The 17597-nt window shown below is 68.7% G+C and carries 16 protein-coding genes; 9 read left to right on the top strand and 7 right to left on the bottom strand.

Annotated features, from left to right (window positions below):
- Positions 1-22: 22 nt before the first annotated feature.
- Positions 23-1810: a penicillin-binding transpeptidase domain-containing protein gene (locus ON38_RS17150; protein ID WP_039825865.1), complete on the top strand. Its 1788-nt coding sequence runs from the start codon at positions 23-25 to the stop codon at positions 1808-1810.
- 25 nt (positions 1811-1835) lie between these two features.
- On the opposite strand, the gene ON38_RS17145 is transcribed toward ON38_RS17150, so the two are convergent.
- The 6 genes from ON38_RS17145 to casG all read right to left on the bottom strand — a co-directional run bounded on the left by ON38_RS17145 (position 1836) and on the right by casG (position 7589).
- A complete protein-coding gene (locus ON38_RS17145; protein WP_039825833.1) occupies positions 1836-2063 on the bottom strand; it encodes a hypothetical protein in 228 nt (75 codons plus the stop codon).
- A gap of 212 nt (positions 2064-2275) precedes the next feature.
- Entirely contained in the window at positions 2276-2770 is a 495-nt protein-coding gene (locus ON38_RS17140) for a peroxynitrite isomerase (protein ID WP_039825864.1), read from the bottom strand.
- Between the two features lie 68 nt (positions 2771-2838).
- On the bottom strand, positions 2839-3366 hold the full coding sequence (locus ON38_RS17135; protein WP_063126668.1) for a hypothetical protein: 528 nt from the start codon (positions 3364-3366) through the stop codon (positions 2839-2841).
- Between the two features lie 99 nt (positions 3367-3465).
- A complete protein-coding gene (locus tag ON38_RS17130; protein WP_083872751.1) occupies positions 3466-4791 on the bottom strand; it encodes an APC family permease in 1326 nt (441 codons plus the stop codon).
- A 166-nt stretch (positions 4792-4957) separates the two neighbouring features.
- Positions 4958-5827 (bottom strand): helix-turn-helix domain-containing protein, encoded by an 870-nt coding sequence (locus tag ON38_RS17125; protein ID WP_039825830.1) that lies wholly within the window; start codon positions 5825-5827, stop codon positions 4958-4960.
- Between the two features lie 124 nt (positions 5828-5951).
- Positions 5952-7589, bottom strand: a complete 1638-nt coding sequence (gene casG / locus ON38_RS17120; protein ID WP_039825829.1) for a steroid-24-oyl-CoA synthetase — start codon at positions 7587-7589, stop codon at positions 5952-5954.
- Positions 7590-8357: 768 nt separating this feature from the next.
- Here casG and ON38_RS17115 point away from each other — a divergent pair.
- The 5 genes from ON38_RS17115 to ON38_RS17095 all read left to right on the top strand — a co-directional run bounded on the left by ON38_RS17115 (position 8358) and on the right by ON38_RS17095 (position 12850).
- Complete coding sequence (locus ON38_RS17115; protein ID WP_039825863.1) at positions 8358-8717, top strand: DUF4254 domain-containing protein; 360 nt, start codon at positions 8358-8360, stop codon at positions 8715-8717.
- A 290-nt stretch (positions 8718-9007) separates the two neighbouring features.
- A complete protein-coding gene (locus ON38_RS17110; protein WP_373281228.1) occupies positions 9008-9655 on the top strand; it encodes a GntR family transcriptional regulator in 648 nt (215 codons plus the stop codon).
- 82 nt (positions 9656-9737) lie between these two features.
- Positions 9738-10601, top strand: a complete 864-nt coding sequence (map, locus tag ON38_RS17105) for a type I methionyl aminopeptidase (RefSeq protein ID WP_039825828.1) — start codon at positions 9738-9740, stop codon at positions 10599-10601.
- The gene (locus ON38_RS17100) at positions 10598-12199 is read left to right on the top strand and encodes a cobyric acid synthase (protein WP_039825827.1); all 1602 of its coding nucleotides are present in this window, start codon (positions 10598-10600) and stop codon (positions 12197-12199) included. Before map ends, ON38_RS17100 begins: the two co-directional genes overlap by 4 nt.
- A gap of 87 nt (positions 12200-12286) precedes the next feature.
- Complete coding sequence (locus ON38_RS17095) at positions 12287-12850, top strand: hypothetical protein (RefSeq protein ID WP_039825826.1); 564 nt, start codon at positions 12287-12289, stop codon at positions 12848-12850.
- Between the two features lies 1 nt (position 12851).
- Here ON38_RS17095 and ON38_RS17090 read toward each other — a convergent pair whose 3' ends face one another.
- Complete coding sequence (locus tag ON38_RS17090) at positions 12852-13883, bottom strand: alpha/beta hydrolase (RefSeq protein ID WP_083872749.1); 1032 nt, start codon at positions 13881-13883, stop codon at positions 12852-12854.
- 327 nt (positions 13884-14210) lie between these two features.
- On the opposite strand from ON38_RS17090, the gene mqo reads away from it, so the two are divergent.
- The 3 genes from mqo to ON38_RS17075 form a co-directional block, all read left to right on the top strand.
- A complete protein-coding gene (mqo, locus tag ON38_RS17085; RefSeq protein ID WP_051164892.1) occupies positions 14211-15671 on the top strand; it encodes a malate dehydrogenase (quinone) in 1461 nt (486 codons plus the stop codon).
- A gap of 129 nt (positions 15672-15800) precedes the next feature.
- Positions 15801-16250: a GNAT family N-acetyltransferase gene (locus ON38_RS17080; protein ID WP_030521743.1), complete on the top strand. Its 450-nt coding sequence runs from the start codon at positions 15801-15803 to the stop codon at positions 16248-16250.
- Between the two features lie 101 nt (positions 16251-16351).
- On the top strand, positions 16352-17597 hold a 1246-nt coding region (locus ON38_RS17075; RefSeq protein ID WP_039825860.1), incomplete at its 3' end, for a magnesium chelatase ATPase subunit I.

Here is a 17597-nt window from a genome sequence, read left to right as displayed (position 1 = left end):
CGGTCGCCTACCATCGGCTCCGATGGCGATCCGATCGGTACTCGTGATCACGGTCGCGGCGCTCGTATTCGCCGTGACCGGGTGCGCGGCGGGCTCCTCCGGGCCGATCACCGCCGCGGACGATTTTCTCGCCGCCTTCACCGCGCGCGATATCGAGGCCGCCGCCGACCGGACCACCCGGCCCGAAAAGGCTCTCGCCGCACTGGCTTCGGCCTGGGACGAACTGGGCGCCGAAGAACTGCACGCCGACACCGGCGCGGCCCGCATCACCGGAGATACCGCCACCGTCGACTACACCTACGAGTGGACGCTGCCCGCCGGCCGCACCTGGAACTATTCGGGGCAGTTGCCGATGGTGCGCAGCGGAGGCTCGTGGACGGTGCGCTGGAGCGGCGCGGCCGTGCATCCGCGCCTCGGCGATACGCAGACCATGGCACTGTCGATACAGCCCGCGCCGCGGGCCCGGGTCAACGAGCAGTCCGGGACCGATGTCCTGGTGCCGGGCACCGTGTCACGGGTGACCTTCGACGCCGCCGACAGTGCCGAACCGCAGCGGGTGGCGACGGCGCTGTCCCGGGCGCTGGCCGATATCGACGAGCGGCTCACGCCGGAGCGGATCCTGGATTCCGCACGCGCCGCCGACGGCGTGTACACGGTGATCGTGCTGAACGAGGTCGAGTTCGGCCGGGCCGGACCCCGGTTGATCGGGCTCCCGGGCGTCCGGGTGACCCAGGAGTGGGATATGACGCCCACCGACCGTGGATTCGCTCCCGATCTGATGACCCAGGTCCGGCAGGCGGTGATCGATGATGTCGACGGGCGGTCCGGCTGGCGGGTGGTGGCCCGCAATGCCGGCGGTGCCGAGACCGGCGTGCTGCACGAGGTGGCGGCGCAACCGGCGCCGTCCTTCGCGCTGAGTGTGGACCGTCGCATCCAGAACGCGGCCCAGCGCGCGGTCGATGGGCGCCGGGAGCAGGCCATGATGGTGGTGATCGAGCCGTCGACCGGCGGAATCCTGGCGGTGGCCCAGAACGCGGCCGCCGACCGGGACGGGCCGGTGGCCACGATCGGCCAGTACCCGCCGGGGTCGGTGTTCAAAACGGTGACCGCGGCCGCCGCGATGGCCGCCGGGATCGCGACACCGGATACCGTGGTTTCCTGTCCCAGTGCCGTCACCATCGGCGAGCGGATGATTCCGAACTACAACGGATTCTCTGTCGGTGATGTGCCCATGACGACCGCCTACGCCCGCTCGTGCAATACCTCGTTCGCCCGGTTGGCCAGCGAATTGCCGGAGTCGGCCCTCACCGACAGCGCGGCGGCTTTCGGCATCGGACCGGATTACACGGTGGCGGGCCTGCCGACCTTTTCCGGATCGGTGCCCGCCACCGACGACCGCACTCAGCGCACGGAGGACGGGATCGGTCAGGGACGGGTGGTGGTGAGTCCCTTCGGTATGGCGCTGCTTGCCGCGGCCGTCGCGTCCGGTTCGGCACCGACCCCCTATTTGATCGCGGGGCGGGAGACGGTGGTCGACGGTTCACGGCCGGCCCTCGCACCGGCGGTGGTGCGCGGGTTGCGGGCGATGATGCGCCAGGTGGTCGTCACGGGCACCGCGGAGCGGATCGCCGATCAGGGGGAGGTGTTCGGTAAGACCGGCGAAGCGGAGGTGGAGGGTGGTTCGCATTCCTGGTTCGTCGGTTACCGGGGCGATATCGCCTTCGCGACGCTGCTGGTCAGAGGCGGAAGTTCGGATAATGCGGTGGCGGTGACGCGGGATATGCTGGCGGCGCTGCCGCCGGGGTACTGATTCCGGTCGCTACCCCCCGGGGCCGTCACCGGCCGGGGGACTCGGTGGGCGAAGCGGTCGCATAACGGTGACCGATATCGGTGATGCGGGTGTCGGTGGTCACCGAATCGCTCACCCGGGCGGGCGCCACGACCGATACGGTCCGGTCGGTGACCGGTGCGGACGAAGCGGTATCGGTTTCCAGGATCTCGACGACTCCGGTACCCCCCAGGATCAACCCGGCGGTGATGAAAGCAACGGTGGAACGCTTCATTTCCGGCTCCCTCCGATTCAGAGGTTCGACAGACAGCGAGCTCGGATTGCTGCTGGCGACCGGGCTCTGCGGAAGAGTTATCTGGTGATTTGCTGCTCAGTCAACCTAAGCGGGGAGTACCCACCGAGACAAGACGGAAAGGTCGATTAAATCGATGACGAGCAAATCGTGATCCAGGCCACGTTATCCGTGATCCAGTCGTTATGTTCCATTCAGATTTTGTGCAGACTCGCCGCGAGGTGATCCTGTAACGGCAACCCGACGGCACCCATCTGCAGGGTGTAGTCGATGACCCCGCCGTGCATGTGCACGGTCCGGCTGAGGGCGGTGACCGATTTGGCCGTGCTGCTCAGACCGATCGCGGTCGACTCCAGTTCCAGGCGGATCTCGTCGTCGCCGAGGGTGAGTTTTCCTTCGCAGATCTCGGTGATCCCGGTGGGATGGGAGAGGATGAGCTCCACCCGGTCGGGGCCGGGGCAGCGCAGATATCCGGTCTCCACATGGAGCGGGCGGTTGTCGTCGGCATGCCGGGTACGCTGCCGGTAGGTCAGGAAGGGCCGGCCCAGATGCCCGAAGGTGATCTCCTCCAGATACCCGAATGGCTCGATCGTCGGGTAGTCGCCCTGGCCGCGACCACGCCAGGTACCGAGCAAGCCGCCCAGCGGGGCGATATCGGGATGCGGGGCGGGTGTCTGCGGTTCGGCCACGGCCCACAAGCGTAGCCGCTCGGCCGGCACGTGCAGTACTTGCGCCCGTCCGCGTGCCGTATCCGCCGCTATTTGTTGCGGCGGCGTCCGAACGGCCAGAAGGAGCGGGTGCGCCGCCGCGGTAGTGCCGCGTAGACCATGGTCATCTCGGCGAAAACCCCGGCCTCGCGTTCCCGGTCGGGGCCGAAATCGTCGCGACCCAGGATCTGCGTGATCGATCCGGGGGCGATCGTGGCGAGCGCGTCGAGCAGGGAGGCGTTCAGCGCACCCAGCGAGATGCGGGTGGTGTCGGGGTCCTCGGCACCCGGGCCGCCGTGGCCGAGCAGCATATGGCCGATCGCGTGCAGCACGATGTGGTCGGCGTTGCGGCCGGAGGCCGACGCGTCGTAGACGATGATGTCGTCGTTCTTGCGGGCGATCCACAGGCCGTTGCCGTTGCATCCGAGATCGGCCAGCGCCGACCGGTGGGCCGGCTGTAACGAGATCGGCCGCTTGCGGTGCGCGGCCACCTCGGCGAGGTAGGCGTTGAGGTCCCACGGGCTGGGCAGGGGCACCGACCCAGCCGCATCGCCGAACCTGGCGTCCATGCTTGTCATCGGCGAATACGTTACCGATCGCGGGTCGACTCGTCACTTCCGCGAATTCCCGCGCACCGGTGCGAAACCGGCGACCTGGGCGGACGGCGCGGTAGGTGGTCAGATGTCCACTCCCGGACCCAGGGGCCGGACATTGTGCTGTTTGTTCCACAGCGCGGTGAACCCCCAGAGCACGACGCCGACGACCAGCAGCACCCCGGCGATGGCGTACTGCTGGGGATTGCGGTCGGTGAAAGGTGTGGCCAGATAGGCGCAGCACACCGCGCCGAGCACGGGAAGTGGTGTCGGCGCGCGGAAATGCTCGTGTGCCACCCGGTCCCGCCGGAGTACGAGAACCGCGATATTGACGATGGTGAACACCACGAGCAGCAGCAGGGCGGTGGTGCCGCCGAGTTCGGGCACCTGGTCGACAAAGGTGAGCAGGGCGAATGCCAGCAGGGTGGTGAACAGGATCGCGATATGCGGGGTGCGCCGGTTCCGGTTGACCCGGCCCAGTACCCGGGGGATCACCTTGTGCTTGGCCATGCCGTAGAGCAGCCGGCTGGCCATGAGCATGTTGATCAGGGCCGAATTGGCCACCGCGAACATCGTGATGAACGCGAAGATCTGCGTGGGGAACCCGGGGGCGCCGATCTCCACCACCTGCAGCAGCGGGGTGTCGCCTTCGGCGAGTTTCCCGGGCGGGACCAGCGCCACCGCCGTGATCGACACCAGCACATAGATCGCCCCGGTGATCAGCAACCCGGTGAGCAGGATCCGGGGAAAGATCTTGTTGGGCTCCTTGGTCTCCTCGGCCATGTTCACCGAATCCTCGAAGCCGACCATGGCGTAGAAGGCCAGGGTCGTCGCCGCGATGACGCCGCCGAACGCGGTGCGGTCGCCGGTGTCGAATTCGACGATCCGGCCGAAGTCGCCGTTACCGAATCCCAGCGCCCACAATCCGATGCACACCACGATCAGCAGACCGGACAGTTCCACACAGGTGAGCAGGACATTGGCCTTGACGCTCTCACCGACGCCGCGCAGATTGATCGCGGCGACCGCCGCCATGAAAGCCAAGGCGATCACGGTGAGCAGTGGCCCCTTGCCGTCGAATTCGAAGGCTTCGGCGAAATTCGCCGCGAAGGCCTTGGCCGCGGTCGCGGCGGAGGTGATACCGGAACTCATCACCGCGAACGTCACCATGAAGGTGAGGAAATGGATCCCGAACGCTTTGTGGGTGTAGAGCGCGGCGCCGGCGGCCTGAGGGTATTTGGTGACCAGTTCCAGATAGCTGAGTCCGGTGACCAGCGCGACCCCGAAGGCGACCAGAAAGGGGACCCACACCGCCCCGCCGACCTCACCGGCCACCCGGCCGGTGAGTGCGTAGATACCGGTACCGAGAATATCGCCGACGATGAACAGCAACAGCAGCCACGGGCCCATAACCCTCTTCAACTCGGGTTGCTGCGCCGGATCGGTCCGGTCGGTGACGTCTGCCAAGAGAACCCCTCATCTCCGCGGTAGCCGTACGAGCTCTGAATCGGACAGTTCAGATCTGGATACCCACTCGGTATGGCCCGGACTCCTCGTTCACGGGCTGTTCACGCGTTCAGGCCAGGGCTTCGGCCGCCGCGGCCGCTTCGGCGATCACCACCGCGGAATCGCGGGGACTGAGGGCCATCGCCCGCAATTGGTCGAACATGACACCGAAGCGCCGGATCTCGGTATGCCCTTCGATGAGTGCGTCGCCGGAGATGCCCTCGACATAGACCAGTTCGGGATCGGTCGGGTCGGGGAAGTCGAGGATCGTGAAGGACCCGGCCATACCCGGATGCGCGCCCGCATCGAACGGCAGGATCTGCAGGATCACGTTCTTGCGTTTGGTCGCCTCGCCCAGTCGGCGCAGCTGCCCGCTCATGACCGCCGGTCCACCCACCATCCGGCGGATCGCGGCCTCGTCCAGCACCACCCACAGTTCCAGCGGCTCGTCCTTGGCCAATACCGCCGCCCGGTCCATCCGGGCCCGGGCACGCCGCTCCAGATCCGACGCCTCCAATTTCGGCATACACGTATCGATCACGGCCATGGCGTACTGCTCGGTCTGCAACAGGCCGGGGATGAAAGAGGTCTGATAGTGCCGGGCCGACAGCGCCACCGATTCGAAATTGATGTACGCGGCGTACACCTCGGACAGGCTGGCCTCGTAGGGCCGTGACATCCCGGGTTTCTGGGCGTCGGAGAGCAGCTCGAGCGCCTCTTGACGGCGCGCCTCCTCGACGCCGTAGAGATCCAGCATGGTCATGAGGGTGCGGCGCTGGGGCCGGGCCTGGGCGGTCTCGATGCGGTAGAGCGTGGTCACATTGATGCCGGTGCGCGCGCTGACGTCTTCCTTGCTCAGCTTCGCGTCGTCGCGCATCTCCAGTAGCAGCACCGAGAGCCGGCGCAGGCCCGCCGTGAGGACGGTGCGTTTGCCTGCCATGTCATCCCTTTCCCTCGCGCCCGGCGCGGCCCGCCGACCACGATCCTCGCCCGCCGCGCCTCCTGTGGAGCAACAATAACGAGGAAATCCCGTCGGTGGGCCGGCAGTGGTCACAAACCCGTGCTCACGGGGTGATCTCGCGGCGCATCACCTTTCCGGTCGCGTTGCGCGGCAGCGGTGCCGCGGTGATCGTCCAGTGTTCGGGGACCTTGAAGTACGCCAGCCGCTCGGCGACGAACCCGCGCAGTTCAGCGGTATCGAGGGCGTCGGGGTCGTCGGTCACCACCACCGCCGCGACCCGCTGTCCCAGGTCCTCGTCGGGCACGCCGAGGACCGCCGATTCGCGGACCGCGGGATGTTCGTCGAGGACATTCTCGATCTCGGTGGGATACACGTTCTCTCCGCCGCGCAGAATGAGATCGGGCCGGCGCCCGGCCATTCGGAGCCGACCGTCGGTCAGGGTGCCGAAATCGCCGGTGCGCAACCAGCGTTCACCGTCGATGGCCGCGGCGGTGGCCGCCGCGTCGCGCCAGTAGCCGAGCATGACATACGGGCTGCGCACCCAGATCTCGCCTTCGGTGCCCTCGGCCACCGCGACTCCGGCGGGATCGCGGATCTCCACGGCGGCACCGAAAATCGGCCGGCCGACGGTCTCCGGGTCGGCGGCGAGTTCCGCCGGGGTCGCGACGGTGGCGGCGGTACCGCTTTCGGTGAGGCCGTAACTGGTGGTGAGTGCGATCCCGGTGCCGGGCAGCCGGGCGCGCAGCCGCTGCTGGAAGGCCGGTGAGGACGGGGCGGCGTTCAGGGACAGCGCGGTGAGTGCCGACAGGTCGTAACCGGCCGGATCGTGTTCCAGCAGCCGGGCGGCCAGGGTGGGCACGGCGCCCCAGTTGGTCACGCGCTCCCGCGCCATCAGCGACAGCACCCGGTCGGCCGCGAAAGCGCCGGTGTGCACGATCACCGCCGCGCCTGTCGCCAGTCGGGGGACGACCAGATTGTGGAGGCTGGCGATATGGAACAGCGGGGAGGTGAGCAGGAACCGCTTGTCGCTGGGCTCCCGGTGTGCGCGCCCGGCCAGTACCGCGCCGAGGGCATCGGTGTAGCGGTGGTAGTCGGCGATGGCGATGAGGTTGCGGTGGGTGTGCACCACGCCTTTGGGGTGGCCGGTGGTCCCGCTGGTGTAGAGGACGACGGCCGGATCGTCCTCGTCGACCGGGACCGCCGGGGCCGAGCCCCGATATCCGGCGATGAGGCGGGGCAGGTCCGCCGCGACGGACAGGACCGGCACCCCGGTGTCCGCGGCGAGGGCGGCGCGGGCCGCGTCGGCGACGACGACCGCGGGCTCGGTGTGCCGGATACCGAATTCGACCTCCGGCGAGGCCCACCACGCGTTGTACGCGACCGCGATCGCGCCCAGGCACTGTGCCGCCCAGAAAGTGATCACCCACTCGGGACCGTTGGCGGCCAGGATGGCGATCCGGTCGCCGCGCCCGACGCCGTACCGGTCGGCCAGCGCCCGGGCCAGCGCCTGGGCGTCGGCGGCATGCTCGGTGAACGAGATCCGCCGGTCGGCGGTGACCAGGTAGTCGCGGTCACCCCAGGACTGTGAGTGATCGAGGAGTTCGCGCAGTGAGCGGTGCCGTCGGCGCCGGACGGCGAGGGGGGTGCCGAGCACTGTCTCGGTGGACAGTTCGAACGGGCCACCGGGGCCGGTGAGCGCGGCGGCCGCCTGCGCGATTCGTGGGTCGGGGGCACTGCTCATGGGTCCACATCCTTGTCGGCGACTGTCCACAGCATCCATACCGCACGGCGCGGGCGGGGCGGTGACCGACCGTCGTGGCCGGGCGTCGGCGCGATTGTCCGTGAGCCGGCGAATTGTGCACGGCCCCGAATGTCTCGGCCCATCGGCAAACAGTCGGCTACCGGCGCTGTGGGTTTGCGCGTGCATCCCGGATGCAAGGCCGGAGCGTCGCCGCCCGTTTCGCCACGCGCCCCCGCGGTGTCACGAAGAAGGCCGGTGACGGCGGGTGATGGGCCCGGGGGCGTTGTGTCACAGGACCATAGGGATCGGTATGGTTCCCGGTGTGTGCCGCGCCCAGATCTCGGCACGGTTGCGATGTGGTCGCATAACGCGCTGTCATGCCTGGTCCGGAGTGTGTTCCGGGTATGGTTCGCAGCGGCGGGGATTCGGACCGCCGACGGGAAGGATCTTGGCGGGTACGCGATTTCGGCGGGACCGCGTCCAGGTACCGCGGAAGGGATCGTTAGGCTCGCGCACGACGCTGTTCGCAACATTGCGTACCGAAGTCTTGTGTTCTTGCATATGTAAGAGCATGATCCAGCTAGCCTTGTTGTGAACAACGATCCGATGTCCGGGATTACCGAATCGAGAGCCGATCATGTTGGTACAGAGTGTGATGGTGCCGGGCGAGTTCGAGGGGTGCGGATGAGCGCACCCACTCTGGGAACTCTGCCGACTGCGCCTCAACTGCTGTGCGCCTTCCAGGGGCGGCAAGTCCAGGAGCGAGTGCTGTTGCGCTTCGCGCACGCACTGGTCGAACTGCACAAGCGCCGCGCGCAGGTTCGGGATATGGCGCAGATAGCGGAAATCGACTGTCGTAGAACAGAACTCGTGGACGACATCAACGACTGGATCACCCGCAGGATGCCGCAGCACCGTAACGGCGCCTCACTGCACACCGAAAGCCTCGGCGCGGTGATCGATCGGATGGCGTTCAGCTGGGTGGCCGCGAACCAGGCGATCGAGGCCGACGGGGTGCGCAGTGATCGGACCCACCGGCACTGGTACCACCTCGCCGAACTGGTCGACGGTTACACCGATTTGATCGCCGAGGTAGCGGGTGGGCGCCGGCGGCTGCCGGTGCAATAGGGGTTCGGCGGATCACCGCCACGTTCAGTCCGCTGGACGTCGTCGAACCTCCGAGTTGGGCACGCGAAAGACCGCAGATTGTCGAATGGCCTAGACCTGATGGAACCGCACGGCGAATGCCCGGTTAACGCATCGGTACAGGCCAATTGGAGGTAGTTTCTGCCATGAGGCAGACCGAAGGGGTCGTAGGTGCCGTGACGGCGCGCGAAGATCTCGACACAGAGACAGCCGCGGTGCCGGGAATCACCGCACTGTCCAAGGTTTACCGGGTACGGGCCGAACTGGACACGATGCTCGGCGAGCTACGCCCCGGCGACCGGGTGCCCGCCGAACGGGAACTGGCCGGGCGTTTCGGAGTCGCCCGGGAAACCGTGCGTCACGCCCTGCGCGACCTCGCGGTCGAGGGTCGCATCCGCAGACAGGGCCGCGGGACCGTGCTGGCCCGCCCGAAGGTGGTGCGCCCGCTGGCGCCCGAGCCGGCCGGTGAGGACGGGTCCGGGGTCGTGCGCAGTCTGCTCTCCTGGGAGGACACCGAGGCAGATGCCGAGATCGCCCGGGACCTGGAACTTCCGCTGCACACCCCGATCATGACCCTGGAGCGCATGCTGCACGCGGACGGCGAACCCATCGCGCTGGAACGAATCGATCTGTCGCTGGACCGGTTCGGCTGGCTCCGCGCGGGTTTCGATCCGCTCGGTTCGCTGTCGGCGACGATCGGCAGTTCCGGTGTCGAATACGGCGGTGCCACCGAACGGATCGAGACCGTGCTCGCCGCGCCCCGGGAAGCCGGGCTGCTCGGCTGCCGGCCCGCCGTCCCGCTGATCCGGGTGGTACGCCGCGGGGTGGATACCCAGGGCCGTCCGATCGAACGGGTCGCCGCCCTCTATCGGGGTGACCGCGTGGCATTCGAGGTCCGTACGGGGGCTCGCGTCCGCTGAGGAGGAGCCGGCGCGAGGCGTGCGGCATCGTCCGGGAACGTTCCCGGCGACCGCCCGGCCTGCGCCGACTACTCTGGAGCGCATGTCCGTGCGTACCCGCCAGCCGCTGCTTCCAGGAAACCCCACTCCGATCCGCGAGGTCCCGCGCGGGATCGAACGGCCCGAGTACGTGTGGAAGAAAACGGCGAAGGAGGGGTCCGAACCCTGGGTGCAGACCCCCGAGACCATCGAGAAGATGCGGATCGCCGGGCAGATCGCCGCCCGGGCGCTGGCCGAGGCGGGTAAGGCGGTCGCCCCGGGCGTCACCACCGATGAACTCGACCGGATCGCCCACGAGTACATGTGCGACCACGGCGCCTACCCTTCCACCCTCGGGTACAAGGGTTTCCCCAAATCGTGCTGCACCTCGCTCAACGAGGTGATCTGCCACGGTATCCCCGACACCACCGTGGTCCAGGACGGTGACATCGTCAATATCGATGTCACCGCCTACATCCACGGCGTGCACGGGGACACCAATGCCACCTTCCTCGCCGGTGAGGTCGACGAAGAGGTGAAACTGCTGGTCGAACGTACCGAGGAGGCGACCGCGCGCGCCATCAAGGCGGTGCGTCCGGGACGGGCCCTCAACGTCATCGGCCGGGTCATCGAGTCCTACGCGAACCGCTTCGGCTACGGCGTCGTCCGGGATTTCACCGGCCACGGCGTCGGGCCGACCTTCCACAGTGGCCTGGTGATCCTGCACTACGACCAGCCCGCGGTCGAGTCGGTGATCGAACCGGGCATGACGTTCACCATCGAACCCATGATCAATCTGGGTGGTATCGACTACGAGATCTGGGACGACGGCTGGACCGTGGTCACCAAGGACCGTAAGTGGACGGCCCAGTTCGAGCACACCCTGGTGGTCACCGAGACCGGCGCCGAGATCCTGACCCTGCCGTGAGCGGGCCCGGCGGGGCGCTGCTGGTCGCCGGGACGACCTCCGACGCGGGTAAGAGCGTGGTGGTCGCCGGTATCTGCCGGATGTTGCGGCGGCGCGGGGTGCGGGTGGCGCCGTTCAAGGCGCAGAACATGTCGAACAACTCCGTGGTCACCCTCGACGGCGGGGAGATCGGCCGGGCCCAGGCGCTGCAGGCCCAGGCGTGCGGGCTGGAGCCGAGCGTGCGGTTCAACCCCGTCCTGCTGAAACCCGGGAGCGACCGGCGGTCCCAGCTGGTGGTGCGCGGGCGGGTGGTGGACACGGTGGGCGCCGCGGACTATTTCACCCATCGCACCAGGTTGCGCGAGGTGGTGGCCGCCGAGCTCGCCGCCCTGCGCGCGGAATTCGATGTGGTGATCTGCGAAGGGGCGGGCTCGCCCGCCGAGATCAACCTGCGCGCCACCGATCTGGCGAATATGGGTCTGGCCCGGGCCGCGCAGCTACCGGTGCTCGTGGTCGGTGATATCGACCGGGGCGGGGTGCTGGCCCATCTCTTCGGCACACTCGCGGTGCTGGAACCCGAGGATCAACGGCTGATCGCCGGATTCGTGATCAACAAGTTCCGCGGCGACGTGGAGCTGCTACGGCCGGGCCTGGACGAACTGGCCGCACGCACCGGCCGCCCGACGCTCGGGGTGCTGCCCTACCGCGACGACCTCTGGATCGACGCCGAGGATTCGCTGGGCACCGTGGCCGGCGCGGCGGTGGGCCGTCCCGCGGCCCCGATCGGCAGCGAATGGCTCACCGTCGCCGCCGTGCGCCTGCCGCGGATATCGAATTCGACCGATGTGGAAGCACTGGCCTGTGAACCCGGTGTCACGGTGCGCTGGGTGAGCGACGCCGCGGCGCTGGCCGGCGCCGACCTGGTGGTCCTGCCCGGGAGTAAGGCCACCGTGGACGATCTGGCCTGGCTGCGGCGTACCGGTATCGCCGACGCGCTGACCCGCCGGGCCGCGGTGGGCGGGCCGATCCTCGGCATCTGCGGGGGTTATCAAATGCTGGGCCGCCGGATCGTGGACAGCGTGGAATCGGGCGCGGGGGAGGTGGCGGGGCTGGGACTGCTGGATATGGATATCGAATTCGGCCGCCGGAAGGTGCTGCGCCGTACCACCGCGGCCGGTGCGCGGGGCGTGCCGGATACGCCCGCGGCCGGGTACGAGATCCATCACGGCCGGGTCCGGCGGACCGCCGAGCAGCCGTGGCTCCACGTCACCGGCTGGGCGGAGGCGGCGGGCGGCGCCGATCCGGTGACCGGGCAGCGTATCCCGGAGGGCGGGGCGCGTGGAGCGGTCTGGGGCACCCATCTGCACGGGCTCCTCGAATCCGACGAATTCCGGCGGGGCTGGCTCACCGAGGTCGCCCGGTGCGCCGGGCGCTCCGGGTTCACGGTGGCTCCCGGGACCCGGGTGGCGGCGGTGCGGACCGCGCAACTGGACCTGCTCGCCGATCTGGTGTCCGCGCATCTGGATGTCGCCGGGCTGGACCGGCTCCTCGCCGAGGGCGTCCCGGCCGGGCTGCCGAGCGTCGGTACCACCTTGGAAGCGCTGTCGGGCGCGGGCTGATCGCCGCCGCCGGTCCCGCGTCACGATCTCGGCGCTGTTGACCCACGCGACCCCATGGCAGGGGTGGGCGGTGTAGCGTCAACCGGCATGGAATCTCGGCGCATCGCGGTCGGTGACCGGGACTGGACGGTGCGGGTGGACGGGCCGGTGACCCAGCACAGCGTGTTGCTGATCCCCGATTCCGGCGATCCACCGGACGTCTACGACCGGGTGTGCGCACGGCTGCACAGTTCCGATCTGCGGACCATCGTGTTCGAAACGGCGGAGGGGCTCGATACCGCCGGGGTGTACGCGGCCCTCGATGAGATCGGCGTGCCCTGGGCCAATGTCGCCGGCCGGGGTGCCGGCGCCAGCGTGGCGTGGGAGGTCTGCGCGAAGGGTTTCGGCCGCTTCGTGAGCCTGGTGGTCGCCGATCGCGGGCATCCGGCGGTACCGAACGGGGACGGGGAGGTGCTCGACCCGGGATGTCCGGCGGTCGAACTGCCCACCACCGTGCTGGTGACCAAACGGCTGCCGCGGCCGGTGGCCGACAGTTCCGGCCGCCACGTGTACGGCGAGTTCCGGGTGGTCGGAATCGACGTCGACAATGTCGCCGCCGAGGCCGATCAGGAGTTCGCCACCGAGATCGTGCTGCGGACCAGTATGTGGTGACTCAGGCCGGCCGGGCGGCCAGCCAGTCGAGCCAGTTGTCCAGTTCCCGGAAGGCTTCGCTACGCGGGCCCTCGGCGGAGAGGAACACATCGTGGCGGGCGCCGTCGATCGGGACGATATTCGTGCGGTCGCCCAGGCAGCCCGCCCAGCGCTGGATCTGCGCGACGTCGAGGACCGCGTCCGCGACGTCCACCGCGGGCCCGTATTCGCGGGCGAACTTGGTGAGCTTGGACCGTAGCAGCAGCGCGGGCACGCCGATGTCCAGCCCGCGGTGCAACCGCGCCTGACCCAGCCGGATCGCGCGCAACCAGCCGGCCCGTACCGGGAACCCGTCCCGCGGCTTCCAGTCCAGGTCGTAGTCCCATTCCCCGGCCACACTGTGGTGCAGGCTGTCGCCATAGGCACTGGATTTGCCCAGTGGCAGCGCCGACTTCGCCCGGAAGCGGCCCACCGTCTTGATGAGCTGGGTGCCCACGGTGCGCACATAGGCCGGGCCCTGGAGATCGAACCACGGGCTGTTCAGCACCAGCCCGCTGATACCTGCCGCCGCCGTGCCCCCGGCGCGCTGTCGCCGGTCCAGCCACAGCGAGGTCACCAGGCCGCCGGTCGAATGCGCCACGACCAGCACTCTCCCCGGTACTTCGCGGGTGATCAGCCGGAGCGATTCGTCGAGTTCCCGGTCGTAGAGGGCCAGATCGCTGATGAAGTGGGGCGTCTGGCCGGGCTGTAGGGAGCGGCCGCATTTGCGCAGGTCCAATGCGTAGAACCGGTGGCCGCGGGCGGTGAAATGCTCGGCGACGTGGCGCTGGAAGAAGTAGTCGGTGAAACCGTGCACGTACAGCACCGCGTCGGCCGCGGTCACCGCGTCGGCCGGGGGGAGATGCCGCACCAGGGTGGCGACGATATCGCCCTCACCGTCGGGATCCGGTCCGAGTTGCAGGGTGCGGTATTGGTACCCGTCCCCGAGGACATCCGGCTGCCAGTCGTCGGCTCGGCCGAGGGCGCTGATACCGGCCGCGGATTCGTTCGTCACGGCCTCCAATCTAGGCGACCGATGAGTAGCAACGGCAGGCCCGAAGGTGACGCGGAGGAGGAATCTACGTCACAATCGCCGCCCTGGCTGCGGATTCCGCGCGTGTCGAGGTGCACAATTGGCAATAGTGAACGGTGGGTAACCTACATTCGGCCGAGCCCGTAGGGCTCCCCATCGTGACACGTATACAACTGCACAAGCGCCCGTGCCCCAGCGGACCGCATCCACGGATGTGCGCCCCGCGCATCAGGACAAGGAAGTCGAACACCCGTGCCGAACGCTGCCCAGACTGAAAAGACCGATGTAGTCCTCATCGGTGCCGGCATCATGAGCGCCACGCTCGGCGCGCTGCTGCGTCAGCTGCAGCCGGACTGGTCGATCTCGGTGTTCGAGCGGCTGGACGCCGCCGCGGCCGAGAGCAGTGATCCGTGGAACAACGCCGGTACCGGGCATTCGGCGCTGTGTGAGCTCAATTACAGCCCGCAGAAGCCGGACGGTTCGGTCGATATCGGCAAGGCCGTCGATATCAACGAGCGGTTCCAGGTCTCGCGCCAGTTCTGGGCCTACGCGGTGGAGAACGGGATCCTCGGCGATCCCTCGAGCTTCATCAACCCCATCCCGCATGTGAGTTTCGTGCACGGCGCCGCCGATGTGGAGTACCTGCGCAAGCGGTACGAGGCGCTCTCCCGGCATCCGCTGTTCGCCGGGATGGAGTACATCGACAGCCCCGACGAGTTCGCCCGCCGGCTACCGCTGATGGCCCGCGGCCGCGATTTCTCCGATCCGATCGCCCTCAACTGGTCCGACGGCGGCACCGATATCGATTTCGGTTCGCTCACCAAAGAACTGCTCGCCTACATCGGCGCCAGCGGCGGCGAGATCGGTTTCGGTAACGAGGTTCGTAACCTGTCCAAGCAGAAGGACGGCAGCTGGAAGGTCACGGTGCGCAATACCCGGACCGGACGCACCCGCACCCTGATCAGCAAATTCGTCTTCGTGGGCGCGGGCGGCGGGGCGCTGCCGCTGCTGCAGAAGGCGGGAATCAAGGAGATCCGCGGTTTCGCGGGCTTCCCGGTCTCGGGTCAGTTCCTGCGGTGTACCAATCCGGAGCTGATCGACAAGCACGGAGCCAAGGTGTACGGCAAGGCGGCGGTCGGTGCGCCGCCGATGTCGGTCCCGCATCTGGACACCCGGGTCATCAAGGGCAAGCCGGGTCTGCTGTTCGGCCCCTACGCCGGATGGACCCCCAAATTCCTCAAGGACGGCAGCAACGCCGACCTGTTCAAGTCGATCAAACCCGGCAACCTGGTACCGATGCTCGGTGTCGGCGTCACCGAGTTGAGCCTGGTGAAGTACCTGGTCACCGAGTTGATGAAATCGCAGTCCGGCCGGGTGTACACCATGGAGGAGTTCATCCCGCGGGCCGAGGGCCGGGACTGGGAACTCATCACGGCCGGGCAGCGGGTGCAGGTGATCCGCCGTAAGGGCGCCGGCGGTGTCCTCGAACTGGGTACCGCCGTCATCGCGGCGCAGGACGGTTCCATCGCAGGCCTGCTGGGCGCCTCGCCCGGCGCCTCCACCTGTGTCACCGCCATGCTGGACGTGCTGGAGCGCTGCTTCCCGGCCGAGTACCAGCAGTGGACGCCCAAGCTGAAGGAAATGGTCCCCTCGCTGGGTGTGAAGCTCTCGGAGAACCAGCGCCTGTTCGGCGAGGTGTGGGACTGGACGGGTAAAGCGTTGCAGCTCGACCGGTCCGATATGCGCGCCGGGGTCGCCGCCGGGGTCTGACCCGGAGAATCCGCGCTCGACGGCCCGCGGGGTGGTAAACCCCGCGGGCCGTGTCGTGTCGCCGCCCGCGCGGCGGTGCGTCCGGGGCATTCGCGTGCATCTCGCGCCGAGGTGTGATAGCAAGGCGCGATGATGTCTACGGTTGCACTCCGCCGGTCATGGGCGCAGGATCTCGATACCCCCACCCTGTACGAGTTGCTGAAGCTGCGTGTCGAAGTGTTCGTGGTCGAGCAGAAGTGCGCGTACCCCGAGCTGGACGGACAGGATCTGCTGCCGGAGACCCGGCATCTGTGGCTCGACGACGAGGGCGAGGTCATCGCCACCCTGCGTCTGCTCGAGGAGCACGAGGACGGCGTCAAGTCCTTCCGCATCGGGCGCCTGTGTACCGCGGTGGAGGCACGGGGGCACGGTTACACCACCCGGCTGCTGCAGGCCGCGCTCGCCGAGACCGGATCGCACACCGTCCGGCTCAATGCCCAGACCTACCTGATCGACCTCTACACCAAACACGGCTTCGAGGTCGACGGGGCGGAGTTCATCGAGGACGGGGTCGCGCACGTACCGATGCGCAAGGGTTGACCGGCGCCCGTCTGAGGCAGGGGAGGGCCGGGCCCGGTGGTGGCACGTCTTAGAGTGGGGCCGTGTCCTCCACCGAAACCGCCCGGCCCGCACCCCGACCGATCGTCTCCGCCGCGGACGGCGGTGAGGCCGGGTTCCCGTTCTCCGCGGTGGTCGGGCAGGAGCAGTTGCAGCTGGCGCTGATCCTGTGCGCCGTGCATCCCGGTATCGGCGGCGTACTCGTACGCGGCGAGAAGGGGACCGCGAAGTCCACGGTGGTACGGGCGCTGGCCCGGCTGCTACCGCCGGTGGTCGACGAATCGGGCGCCCGGCCGGCGCGGCTGGTGGAACTCCCGGTCGGCGCCACCGAGGACCGGGTCGTCGGCTCGCTCGATCTGGAGCGGGTCCTGCGCGACGGCGAACAGGCGTTCCGGCCCGGTCTGCTCGCCGCCGCCCATCACGGTGTGCTGTACGTGGACGAGGTCAACCTGCTGCACGACCATTTGGTGGACGTGTTGCTCGACGCGGCGGCCATGGGACGGGTGCACATCGAACGCGACGGGGTCTCGCATTCCCATCCCGCTCGGTTCGTCCTGGTCGGTACCATGAACCCGGAAGAGGGAGAGCTGCGGCCGCAGCTGCTCGACCGTTTCGGCCTGACGGTGGATGTGACCGCCTCCCGGGAGGTGGATGTCCGGATGGCCGTGGTGCGGCGCCGGCTCGACTACGAGGCCGATCCGAACGGTTTCGCGGCCGCCTACGCCGCCGCGGACGCCGAGATCGCCGACCGCGTGCTCACCGCCCGCGACCGGCTGCCCGGGGTCGCGCTCGACGATGTGGAACTGCGGCGGATCGCCGCGGTGTGCGCCTCCTTCGACGTCGACGGTATGCGCGCCGATCTGGTGGTGGCCCGTACCGCCACCGCCCATGCCGCCTGGTGCGGACGCGACAGGGTCACCGCCGACGATGTGCGCGTCGCCGCCGAGCTGGCGCTACCGCACCGGCGGCGGCGGGACCCGTTCGACGAACCCGGGATCACCCCCGAACAGCTCGACGACGCCATGCGCGACGCCGCCGAGCAGGCCGGCGATCAGCAGCACCCGTCCGACGGCCATGACGCGCCCGAATCCCCCGGCCCGGCGGATCCCGACGACGACCCCGACGGTCCCGGTGGCGGTGCCGCGGCACCCGGTGCGGACGCCGAGGCGGACGAGAACTCCGGCGGCCCGGGTGGCTCCGGTGGGACGGGGCAGGCGAGCGCGCCGGTCGCGGCGCCGGTCCGGCCGCCCCGCTGGGAGGTGCCGGGTGTGGGTGAGGGCGCCCCCGGCCGGCGGTCCCGGGCACAGACCCGGCAGGGCCGGGTGGTGA

It is taken from the genome of Nocardia testacea NBRC 100365, assembly GCF_000308775.1.
Taxonomy (GTDB): Bacteria; Actinomycetota; Actinomycetes; order Mycobacteriales; family Mycobacteriaceae; genus Nocardia; species Nocardia testacea.
This window is presented reverse-complemented; position numbering and strand designations above follow the sequence as displayed.